11 protein-coding genes are annotated in these 11,057 nt (G+C 67.8%); 8 read left to right on the forward strand and 3 right to left on the reverse strand.

Annotated features, from left to right (window positions below; translation table 11 throughout):
* Window positions 1-108: 108 nt before the first annotated feature.
* Both ctrA and JKL49_RS05930 read right to left on the reverse strand, forming a co-directional pair.
* Window positions 109-804 (reverse strand): response regulator transcription factor CtrA, encoded by a 696-nt coding sequence (gene ctrA, locus JKL49_RS05925; RefSeq protein WP_215338956.1) that lies wholly within the window; start codon window positions 802-804, stop codon window positions 109-111.
* Window positions 805-1,034: 230 nt separating this feature from the next.
* The gene (locus JKL49_RS05930; RefSeq protein WP_215338957.1) at window positions 1,035-1,751 is read right to left on the reverse strand and encodes a LytTR family DNA-binding domain-containing protein; all 717 of its coding nucleotides are present in this window, start codon (window positions 1,749-1,751) and stop codon (window positions 1,035-1,037) included.
* A 137-nt stretch (window positions 1,752-1,888) separates the two neighbouring features.
* Here JKL49_RS05930 and JKL49_RS05935 point away from each other — a divergent pair, with 137 nt between their 5' ends.
* The 8 genes from JKL49_RS05935 to JKL49_RS05970 all read left to right on the forward strand — a co-directional run bounded on the left by JKL49_RS05935 (window position 1,889) and on the right by JKL49_RS05970 (window position 10,659).
* Window positions 1,889-2,920: an alpha/beta hydrolase gene (locus tag JKL49_RS05935; RefSeq protein WP_215338958.1), complete on the forward strand. Its 1,032-nt coding sequence runs from the start codon at window positions 1,889-1,891 to the stop codon at window positions 2,918-2,920.
* A gap of 11 nt (window positions 2,921-2,931) precedes the next feature.
* Entirely contained in the window at window positions 2,932-3,315 is a 384-nt protein-coding gene (locus JKL49_RS05940) for a hypothetical protein (protein ID WP_215338959.1), read from the forward strand.
* Between the two features lie 90 nt (window positions 3,316-3,405).
* Window positions 3,406-4,185: a DeoR/GlpR family DNA-binding transcription regulator gene (locus tag JKL49_RS05945; protein WP_215338960.1), complete on the forward strand. Its 780-nt coding sequence runs from the start codon at window positions 3,406-3,408 to the stop codon at window positions 4,183-4,185.
* A 138-nt stretch (window positions 4,186-4,323) separates the two neighbouring features.
* On the forward strand, window positions 4,324-6,633 hold the full coding sequence (locus JKL49_RS05950) for a TonB-dependent receptor (RefSeq protein ID WP_215338961.1): 2,310 nt from the start codon (window positions 4,324-4,326) through the stop codon (window positions 6,631-6,633).
* A gap of 65 nt (window positions 6,634-6,698) precedes the next feature.
* Window positions 6,699-7,808 (forward strand): alkaline phosphatase family protein, encoded by a 1,110-nt coding sequence (locus JKL49_RS05955; protein ID WP_215338962.1) that lies wholly within the window; start codon window positions 6,699-6,701, stop codon window positions 7,806-7,808.
* A gap of 69 nt (window positions 7,809-7,877) precedes the next feature.
* On the forward strand, window positions 7,878-9,215 hold the full coding sequence (fliI, locus tag JKL49_RS05960; protein ID WP_215338963.1) for a flagellar protein export ATPase FliI: 1,338 nt from the start codon (window positions 7,878-7,880) through the stop codon (window positions 9,213-9,215).
* Window positions 9,212-9,625 (forward strand): flagellar export protein FliJ, encoded by a 414-nt coding sequence (locus JKL49_RS05965; RefSeq protein WP_215338964.1) that lies wholly within the window; start codon window positions 9,212-9,214, stop codon window positions 9,623-9,625. Before fliI ends, JKL49_RS05965 begins: the two co-directional genes overlap by 4 nt.
* The gene (locus JKL49_RS05970) at window positions 9,622-10,659 is read left to right on the forward strand and encodes an endo-1,4-beta-xylanase (RefSeq protein ID WP_215338965.1); all 1,038 of its coding nucleotides are present in this window, start codon (window positions 9,622-9,624) and stop codon (window positions 10,657-10,659) included. The genes JKL49_RS05965 and JKL49_RS05970 overlap by 4 nt, the downstream gene beginning before the upstream one ends.
* 1 nt (window position 10,660) lies before the next feature.
* On the opposite strand, the gene JKL49_RS05975 is transcribed toward JKL49_RS05970, so the two are convergent.
* Entirely contained in the window at window positions 10,661-11,044 is a 384-nt protein-coding gene (locus JKL49_RS05975; protein ID WP_215338966.1) for a DUF4282 domain-containing protein, read from the reverse strand.
* Between the last annotated feature and the right edge of the window lie 13 nt (window positions 11,045-11,057).

The following is an 11,057-nucleotide window of genomic DNA, read 5'->3' on the forward strand; positions in this document are numbered from 1 at the left end:
ACGGCTAGGGGGGCTGGGACGCAAATCCTGGTAGAGCGCAAACAGAAACGCCCGCCGGTGTGGGCGGGCGCGCTGCCGAATTCCTGGACGTGGAACGCTTGGCGGTCTTTAGGCCGCGACAGCGTTCTCTTGGGGGTCGCGCAACACGTAGCCACGGCCCCAGACGGTTTCGATGTGGTGCTTGCCGTCGGCGGCCGCGGCCAGCTTCTTGCGCAGCTTGCAGATGAACACGTCGATGATCTTCAGTTCGGGCTCGTCCATGCCGCCGTAGAGATGGTTCAGGAACATCTCCTTGGTGAGCGTGGTGCCCTTGCGGAGCGAGAGCAGCTCCAGCATCTGGTATTCCTTGCCGGTCAGGTGGACGCGGCTGGAGTTCACTTCGACAGTCTTGGCGTCGAGGTTCACGGTGATGTCGCCGGTCTTGATAACCGATTGCGCGTGGCCCTTGGAGCGGCGGACCACGGCGTGGATGCGGGCGACCAACTCGTCCTTGTGGAAGGGCTTGGTCATGTAGTCGTCGCCGCCGGCGCCGAAGGTCTTAACCTTGGTGTCGATCTCGGCGGAGCCCGACAGGATCATGATCGGGGTGTTGATCTTGCCGACGCGCAGGGTGCGGAGCACGTCCATGCCGCTCATGTCGGGCAGGTTCAGGTCCAGCAGAATGAGGTCGTAGTCGTAGATCTTGCCCAGATCCACGCCCTCTTCGCCGAGGTCCGTCGTATAGACGTTGAAGCCTTCCGACTTGAGCATCAACTCGATGCTCTGCGCAGTAGCGCTGTCGTCCTCGATCAACAGTACGCGCATAAAATTCTCCTGAACCGCCAGCGCCTAAATTAGGATTCTTCGGAATCCACGTCGTCCCTCACGGCTACCTTGCCAGCGAGTTAATTTAAGACCGGTTAATAATGAAAGGCCTCTGTCCGAATCGTTAACTCGATTTCGGAATCCCCAGCAAGCGCGGCCGCCGGACGGAGAGTCGCAGGTCCGTTGAATCTTTTGTGATTGGACAGGCCTCGTCGTGCGTCGGGCCTGTGTCAGCTGGGCTCCAGTCCCAAGGCCTTGAGGCGCACCACGGCCCTGCGGGCCACCGGAACTTCGAGTCCGTTCAACAGCTTGAGTCTGAGGTTGCGGCCGTCGCGGATCACCTCTGTGACCGCGTCCCTGGCCACCCACCACGAGCGGTGGACCTGAAGGCCTTCACGGCCGGTGCGCGCGACCGCGTCCGAAAGCCGCATCAAGATTAATTCCGATCTGACCGCCGTGTGGACCCGGACGTAGTGATCCTCCATCTGCAGGCAAATCACCTCGCGGCCGAAACGGCGAGGCGGCTCACCCCTCGCCTTGGCCCGGCGGGCGTCGCGACGCAGCAGCAGCTCGTAGCCCGCCGCCAGCGGCAGCCCCATCACCAGGCACTCCAGATACCAGGTCAGCGGCGACAGCGTCAGGAACGGCCAGACCTGGGACGCGATCAGGACACAGACACCGGCCATGGGCGCGGCCGCGATCACGACCGCGGTCAGGAAGCCGGCCCAGGCCGGAAGCCTCCAGATGCGGGCGAGGCGATGGGCCAGCCGCAGCGCGGTTCCGTAGATCAGGACGCCCAGCACCATGACCGCGACCCAGTAGGCGACGCGCACCAGCGCCGAGCCGTTGGAATAGCTGCCGAAGGGCCCGATCACGCCCACGAACAGGCCGACCGCCGCCGCCCCGGCGACGTCCCGCGTCCAGCCCTTCAGATCCGCCCAGCCCATGGCTCCTCTATAGCCGGGCGGCGGGGCCGGGCGAAGCGGCCCGTCGGTCCGTTCGCGAACCCGCTCGCCCATTCACGCAGGGCCGCTGGCGACAGGGGCGCCACCCCAGCGAGGTGCGGATCTTGAGAGGACCCCACATGACCCTGAAGTACCTGCCCTGGCTGCTGGTCGGCCTGATCCTCCTGCCCATGGCTGTCGTGGCCATCCTCGTGGCCTTTGGAACCGCGCCGCCGCCGCCGCCCATGCCCGCCGTCACAGCGGTCGCTGTGGCCGCCGCCGCCCGTCAGCCCCAGCCGTCCCTGCAGCGCTTCACCGCCCGTGATGGCGCACCACTCGCCTATCGCAGCTACCAGCCGCCGGGCGGGTCCGGAGAGGTCGCGGTGCTGATCCATGGCTCGGGCGGCTCCAGCGCCGACATGACCATCCTGGGCCAGGCCCTGGCCGCCCGGGGCGTACCAGCCTTCGCGCCGGACATCCGCGGCCACGGCGACAGCGGGACCTGGGGCGACATCGGCCACCTGGGGCAGCTGGAGGAGGACCTCGCCGATTTCGTGGCGGTGATCCGAAGACCCTATCCGCGGGCAGATCTTGTCCTGGTGGGGCACTCCTCCGGCGGCGGCTTTGTCCTGCGCGTGGCCGGCGCGCCGCAGGGACGGCTGTTCCAGCGCTTTATCCTGCTGGCGCCCTATCTCGGCTACGCGGCGCCGACGTCGCGGCCAGCTAGCGGCGGCTGGGTGGCGTCATACACCGGACGGATCATCGGCCTGTCGATCCTCAACCGCTTCGGCGTCCACGCGTTCGACGGCCTGCCGACCCTGGCCTTCGCGGGACCGGCGGTCGCCAAGCCCCGCACCTGGTCCTTCCGCCTGATGCAGAACTTCGCGGTCAGCCAGAGCCTCGGCGCGGGCGACGCCCAGGGCTACCGCGCCGACGCCGCCCGCGCCCCGGGCCCCATTCTCCTGCTGGCCGGGGACCGCGACGAGATCATGTACGCCGAGCGCTATGCTCAAGCCTTTGCGGACCTCCCCCGCCCGGTTCCGATCACCCTCTTGCCGGGGATCGGGCACATGAGCCTGATCAGCGATCCTTCGGCCGTTCCGACGGTCGCCCGGGCCATCGCCGGTGGAACGGGGGAGGGGCTGGAGAGTTTGCACGGGCGAACCCCTTGAAGGACAAGCCCATGTTCACGTCGTCCAAACCCGTCGCCCTGGCCCCGATCCTCCAGGAACCTCTCGAGGCCAGCGCAGGCATCCTGCAGGGCGGCGCGGCCAATGACGCCGTCACCGGCGATCCCCTGCCCGAGCCCGCGCCGGCCGCCAAGCCCACCCTGCGCGAGCAGGTCCGCAAGCATCCGGTTCTGGCCTTCGCCCTCGGCGGCCTGGTGATCGGCGGGATCGCCGCCATCGCCGGGCGCGGCGCCATCGCCCGCACGGCCAGGCCCCTGCTGGCGAGAGCCGCGCGTCCGGTGCTGATCCGGGCTGTGGCAAGCCGCCCGCTCCAGGCGGCCGGCATGGCCCTGCGTCATCCCCGCGCCACCGCCCGCTGGCTGACCCGCCTGCGCTGACCGCCTTGCGACTAGGGGTCCAGCCTTGTCATTTGGGCCAAGGCCGCTAGGGACGGCGCAGTCGCGCTGTCGCGCGCAAGCAGGTGAGCCATGGTCCGGGTCAAGACTCCCATCTCGAAGCAGCAGCGCCAGGAGCAGATTCTGGCGGAGGTGCGCGCCAACGCCGCGGTGCGTATCGCCGACCTCGCTGACCGCTTCGGGACCTCCACCGAGACGATCCGTCGGGACCTGGACCTCCTGGGCCGCCAAGGTCTGCTGAATCGAACCCACGGCGGTGGCACCCCGCCGCTGGCCTTCGAGGCTGACATCCGCGACCGCCACCGGCTGATGTCGCGGGAACGCTGGCGTATCGCCCAGGCCGCCGCGGCCCTGGTGGAGCCGGGAGAGGCGATCATGATCGACGCCGGCTCCACTACTCTGCACCTCGCCATAGCCCTGGCCGATCTGAACCGGCCGATGGTGGCCGTCACCAACGGCCTGGCCATCGCCGACGCCTTGGGCAAGTGCGCCCAGATTCGGGTGATCGTCTGCCCCGGCGAGCTCAACGCCCCCCAGAGCGGCCTGGTTGGCCCCGAGACCTGGCAGTTCCTTAAACGCCTCAACGCCAATCGGGCCTTCATCGGCGCCAGCGGCTTGACCACTGAAGGGCCAACCGAGGCGGAGTCCTCCATGGCCTGGGTCAAGCGCGCCATGATCGAGCGAGCCCGGACCACCAGCCTGCTCATCGACCACGGCAAGTTCAACGTCGACATGCTGGAGGTCGTCTGCCCGCTCTCGGCCCTGCACGATGTTTTCACCGACCAGCCGCCGGACACCGCTCTGGTCGAGGCGCTCTCCGGCGCGGCAACCGGCCTGACCGTGGTCGCCTGAACCCAGTTCATTTATTGTGTTCATCCAACAATAATTATGTTGGAATAATGTCGCATATCTGAATCCGAGCCGTCAAAGAGCCCTGTTACCCAGACCACTGAAACCGCAACGGGTGGTTTCAGTCGACCGGGGGCATCCATGAAAAGCCATCTTCTCGCCGGCGCCGCTCTGGGCGCCATCCTGTTGGGCTGGGCCAATGGCGCGGCCGCCGCAGCCGCTGCCGCTGAGGCCGTTGAGACCGCCTCGGTTGATGAATTGGTGGTCTTAGGTCGTGGCGAAGCTCGACAAGTTCAGACGGTGGACGGATCGGACCTCCAGCTGGAGGTGGCCGGCGCCAGTCCGCTGAAGATGGTCGAGAAGCTGCCGAACGTGAACCTGCAGTCGGCCGACCCCTTCGGGGCCTACGAATGGTCCTCGCGCATCTCGATCCGCGGCTTTGACCGCAACCGCCTGGGCTTCACCCTGGACGGCGTGCCGCTTGGCGACATGACCTACGGCAACCATAACGGCCTGCACATCTCCCGCGCCATCGCCGGTGAGAACGTCGGCCAGGCGACCCTGGCCCAGGGCGCGGGCGCCCTGGGGGTGGCCTCATCGAGCGACCTGGGGGGCTCCCTGCAGTTCCGCTCCCGCGCGCCGTCCGCCGAGTTCGCGGTCCTGGCTGCGGCGACCGCAGGCTCCGACGACACCTACCGTGGCTTCGTCCGCCTCGATAGCGGCGAGCTGGCCACCGGCGCGCGCGGCTATCTCAGCTACTCCTACAATACCGCCGGCAAGTGGAAGGGCGACGGCGAGCAGCGCCAGACGCAGGTAAACTTCAAGGCTGTTCAGCCCATCGGCGAGGGCGCGCTCACCGGCTGGGTCAACTGGTCGACCCGCCAGGAGAACGACTATCAGGACCTGTCGCTGGAGATGATCAGCCGCCTGGGCCCGAACTGGGACAACTTCGCGCCCAACTATGCGGCCGCCGTGCAGGCGGCCGAGATCGGCAATAACCGCGGGGAGACCGGGGTCGCCCCGAAGTTCCCGGCCTTCGGGACCGTCTATCCGGGCAAGATCACCAATGCCGACGACGCCTATTACGACGCCTCGGGGTTGCGCGACGACCTGATCGGCGCCGTGACCCTGGACATGCCGGTGACGGAGGCCCTGCGCGTCCAGGCGACGGCCTATGGCCACACCAATGAGGGCCAGGGCCTTTGGGTGACGCCCTATGTGGCCTCGCCCAACTACGGCGTCGCTGGGGCCACGGCCAATGACTCTCCCCTGTCGATCCGTACGACCGAGTACGACATCAGCCGGCGCGGCGTCGTGGCTGGCGCGACCCTGACCCTGGGCGACCACGAGATTGGGGGCGGCCTCTGGTACGAGGGCAACGACTTCACCCAGGCCCGGCGCTTCTACGCCCTGAACCGCACCTCGTTCTCGCGGGACATCCTGGCGATGCAGTCGGGCGCCTTCCGTACAGACTGGGAGTACGATTTCAAGACCACCACCCGGAAGTTCTACCTGTCCGACATCTGGTCGATCAGCGACGTGCTGGCGGTCAATTTCGGTTTTAAATCGCTGTCGGTTGAGAACCAGGCCACCACCGTGGTGGGGGCCAACAAGACCGGGACGATTAAGGCCGAAGAGAACTTCCTGCCGCAGATCGGGGTCCGCTTCGACCTCACCCCCGACAGCCAATTCTTCGCCGGCTATTCGGAGAACATGCGCGCCTTCGCCAGCTCCGGCACCTCTGGTCCCTTCTCAGCGTCCCAGGCGGGCTTCAACGCCATCAAGAACAAGCTGAAGCCCGAGCTTTCCCAGACCTTTGAGGCCGGCTGGCGCTACAAGACCTCGGACTTCCAGGGCGTCGTGGCCCTTTACCATGTCCAGTTCAAGAACCGGCTGTTCGGTGTCGCGGTCGGCTCGGGCATCCAGGGCAATCCCGCTGCACTCGCCAATGTCGGCGGGGTGACGGCCAAGGGCTTCGAGGCCGCCGCGGACTGGAACTTCGCCCCCGACTGGTCGCTATTCGCCTCCTACGCCTACAACGACTCGACCTATGACGACGACACCCGCGACGGCAACGGCGCCATCGTCGCCCGCACCGCCGGCAAGACCACGGTCGACACGCCCGAGAACCTCTTCAAGGCCGATCTGAACTACGACAATGGGTCGCTGTTCGGGAAGTTCGGCCTGTCTTATCTGAGCCAGCGCTTCTTCACCTATGAGAACGACCGCGGCGTCCCCTCCCAGACCCTGGCCGAACTTACCCTGGGCTACCGGTTCGCCGGTTCGCCGGTGCTGGAGGGCCTGGAACTGCAGCTCAATGTCAGCAACCTGTTCGACGAAGCCTACATCTCCACTATCGACTCCAACGGCTTCGCTATCCGCGGCGACAGCCAGACCCTCCTGACTGGCGCTCCGCGGCAGGTCTTCGTCACGGTCCGCAAGACCTTCTAGTTTATCCCCGAACTGGAGCCGGGCGTCTGTGCTCGGCTCCTATTTTTCGCCTCCGGGAGACCAAAATGACCCTGCCACGCGCCCTCATCGCGGCCCTCGCCCTGGCCCTCGCCGCCACCGCTCCGGCCCTGGCCAAGCCGGCGGAAGAACGGTTGGTTCTCGTGACGGTGGACGGTCTGAGTTGGCAGGAGCTGTTCCACGGCGCCGACCCGGCCCGCGCGGCCGACAAGACCTTCGTCGAGGATCCCGCCGCCCTGAAGCCGCAGTTCATCGACGTTCCCGACCGCGCCCGCGCCCTGACCCCCTTCCTGCACGACGTGGTGGCTAAGCAGGGGGTCCTGTTGGGGGATCGCGACCACGGGGGCTGCGTCAGGGTCACCAACGACATGTGGTTCTCCTATCCCGGGTACAACGAGATCCTGACGGGCCGCGTCGATCCGGCCATCACCTCCAATGAGCACGGCCAAAACAAGAACGTCACGGTCCTGGAGTGGCTGAACGGCCAGCCGGGGTTCCAGGGGAAGGTCCGCGCGGTCACCTCGTGGAACACCTTCGACGACATTCTCGCCGCCTCCCGCAGCAAGCTTGCGGTCAACGCCGGTTGGGCCACTTCGGCCTCGCGCACGCCGATGGAGGCCACCCTGGCGCGCCTCCAGGCCCAGACCCCGCGCCGCTGGGCCGGGGTGCGGTTTGATCTCTTCACCCACGGCTACGCCCTGGAGACCCTGAAGCACGACAAGCCTCGGGTGCTCTATGTCTCCTATGGCGAGACCGACGACTTCGCCCACGACGGCCTCTACGACCAGACCCTGATCGCCGCGCGGCGCACCGACGCCTTCATCGGCGAGCTCTGGGCGGCCCTTCAGGCCGACCCGGCCTATGCCGGCAAGACCACGCTGATCGTCACCACCGATCACGGCCGCGGGACCGACGCCCGGCCCGAGGCGTGGAAGAGCCACGGCAAGCCCGCCTGGCCGGGTTCGGACGAGACCTGGATCGCCGCCATCGGTCCGTCCATCGCGCCCCAGGTCACGCCGACCAAGGACTGCCTGGGGGCCAATCAGGTGGCCGCCACGGGGCTCAAGTCGCTCGGACTGGACTGGACGGCCTTCGATCCTGCCGCCGGTCCGCCGCTGGCGATCTTCAAGGCGGCGGGCAGGGTGTCGCAGCCCTGAATCTTCATTCGAAGTTAAGGCCGCAGGGTGGATTCTTGGGGGGTTGAGCCGCGCCCCGGAGTGACCCTTTTGCGTAACCTCGTCGCCGCCGTCGAGCGTATCGATCCGCTGACCGTTTCGGGCCGCGTGGCGGCGGTGAATGGTCTCCTGATCGAAGCCCGCGGCGGGCTGACCCGCCTGTCGGTAGGCGCGCGAGCGGCCATCGAACGCCGGGCTGACACCCCCCTTCAGGCCGAGGTCGTCGGCTTCCGCGAAACCCGCGCCCTGCTGATGCCCTTCGGTCCGGTTGAAGGCGTCGCCCCCGGCGCGGAAATCCGCATCGACCCCATGGGGTCGGCCGTGCGCCCGACGCGGGCCTGGTTGGGCCGCATCATCGACGCTTTCGGCGATCCCATCGACGGGCTCGGCCCCCTGCCGCAAGGCCCCGTCGCCTATCCCCTGCGCGCCGCCCCGCCCGCCGCCCATGCCCGCGGCCGGGTCGGCGAGCGCCTGGACCTGGGCGTGCGGTCCATGAATGTCTTCACCACCTGCTGCCGCGGCCAGCGCCTGGGGGTGTTCGCCGGCTCCGGCGTCGGCAAGTCGGTGCTGCTCTCCATGCTGGCCAAGGAGGCCGACTGCGACGTGGTCGTGGTAGGACTGATCGGCGAACGGGGCCGTGAGGTCCGCGAGTTCATCGAGGAGACCCTGGGCGAGGAGGGCCTCAAGCGCGCCATCGTCGTCGTCGCCACCTCCGACGAGCCGGCGCTGAAGCGCCGCCAGGCCGCCTACATGACGCTGGCCATCGCCGAGTTCCTGCGCGACCAGGACCTGGAAGTCCTGTGCATGATGGACAGCGTCACCCGCTTCGCCATGGCCCAGCGCGAGATCGGCCTGGCCGCCGGCGAACCGCCGACCACCAAGGGCTACACCCCCACCGTCTTCACCGAGCTGCCCAAGCTGCTGGAGCGCGCCGGTCCCGGGCCCGTGCGGCCCGACGGCACGACGGCAGGCCCCATCACCGGCATCTTCACCGTGCTGGTGGACGGCGACGACCACAACGAGCCCATCGCCGACGCCGTGCGCGGTATCCTCGACGGCCATATCGTCATGGAGCGCGCCATCGCCGAGCGCGGCCGCTTCCCGGCCATCAATGTGCTGAAGTCCATCAGCCGGACCATGCCGGGCTGCCACCTGCCCCATGAGCGGCAGATCGTCACCAACGCCCGCCAGACTCTATCGGCCTACGCCAACATGGAGGAGCTGATCCGCATCGGCGCCTACCGCGCCGGCGCCGATCCGATGGTCGACCGGGCCATCGCGCTCAACCCGCAACTGGAAGCCTTCCTTGGCCAGGACAAGGACGAGGCCACCAGCCTCGACGAAAGCTTCGAACTCCTGGCCCAGATCCTGATGAGTGAAGCCGCATGAGCTGGGCCGACAGTCTGATCAAGCTCTCGACCTATGAGGTCGAGATCCTGCAAAAGCGCCTGGGCGAGATCGCCGACCGGCGCATGGCCGCCGAGATGAAGCTGGTCCTGCTGGAAGCCGAGGGTGAGGCCGAGGCCCATCGCGCCCGCGAGGACGCCGAGCACGGCTGGTATCAGGTGGGCTTCCTGGAGGGGCTGCGTATCCGCAAGGCCGCCGCACAGGTGGAGATCGACCGCATCGCCGACGAAGAGGCCGGCGCCCGCGACGCCCTCTCCCTGGCCTACGAAGAGCAGAAGAAATACGAGCAGGTGGCCGAGGGCATCGCCGTGGCCCGCCGCAAGGAAGTGGCCAAGCAGGAAACCGCAGCCCTCGACGAACTGGGCCTGCGCAGGGCCGCTGGAGCCCGATGAGACTGCACCGCCGCGCCTTCGTGGGCTCGGCCCTGGCGCTGGCGGCCTGCAACCGCACGGCCGACGCCCAGACCGCGCCGATCACCATCCCGCCCCTGAAATCCGTCGCCCCCTTCCCGGTGGGCGCGGCCATCCAGGCCGTCCATCTGCAGGACCCGACCCTGGTCCGCCTGCTGACCGAGCAGGTCTCCCAACTCACGCCCGAGTGGGAGATGAAGATGGAATACATCGCCCAGCCGGACGGCTCGTTCCGGTTCGACGGTCCCGACCAGATCGCCGCCTTCGCCAAGGCCAACGGCATCCGGCTCTTCGGCCATACCCTGGTCTGGTACGACCAGGCGCCGGCGGCCTTCGAGAAACTCGACGAGAGCCGGGTCAGCTTCGCCGCGGCCTATCGCAACTACATCCTGGCGGTGGTGGGCCGCTATCGCGGCCAGGCCGTGGGCTGGGACGTGATCAACGAGACGGTGCTGGACGACGGCAGCGGCTGGCGCGACAGCCTGTGGGCCCGCAAGCTGGGCAAGCTGGAGCACATGATCCTGGCCTTCCAGCATGCCCGCGAGGCCGATCCCAGCGCGGTGCTGTTCCTCAACGACTTCTTCCTGGAAACCTTGCCGAACAAGCGACGGGCCTATCTGAAACTGGCCGAGACCCTGCTGAAGGCCGGCGCGCCCCTGGGCGGTCTGGGCACCCAGACTCACCTGGCGGCCGGCGACCAGAAGGGCCTCATCAAGGCGGCCATCGCCGACCTCGCCTCCCTCGGCCTGCCGATCCACATTTCCGAGATGGACGTCTCCCTGCAGGAGGGCGGCGGGCGCACCGAGCGGCTGACCCGCCAGGCCGACCTCTACCGCGAGGCCGCCGAGGCTTTCTCGGCCCTGCCGCAACACCAGCAGTTCGCCTTCACCACCTGGGGCCTGCGCGACCGGGAGTCCTGGCGCAAGCGCGAGGACGCCGCCGACGCGCCGCTGCTGTTCGATATCAATGGTGATCCCAAACCGGCCGCGCGGGCCTGGGTTCAGGGTCTCGGCTGACCTACTGCGGTTGCGGCGGTTGCGGCGCGCGGACCGAATTCTCGGCGTCCACGGCTTGGCGCATGGCGTGCAGGTCGTCGCTGAGGCGGAAGATGGCGACGTAGAGCTCGCAGAATGAGCGCCACAGCAGCACCAGGGCGCCCACCACCAGGAAGCCGCCCACCAGCACGCTGACGGCCAGCAGAATCCCCATGAACAGCTCTTCGCGCAGGGCCACGCCAACGGCGGTGCCGATGAACCCGAAGGCGATCAGGGCGATCACGCCGAGGCCCGCCCAATAGATCAGGTGGATGACCTGGTTGGTCATCAGACGCTCGAAGGTCAGCAGGTCCCAGAACAGGCTGGCCCCCGCGCCGCGCTGGTAAGTGGGTTTGGATGGTCGCATGCGATGTCCAAGC

Source organism: Phenylobacterium glaciei (assembly GCF_016772415.1).
Lineage (GTDB): Bacteria > Pseudomonadota > Alphaproteobacteria > Caulobacterales > Caulobacteraceae > Phenylobacterium > Phenylobacterium glaciei.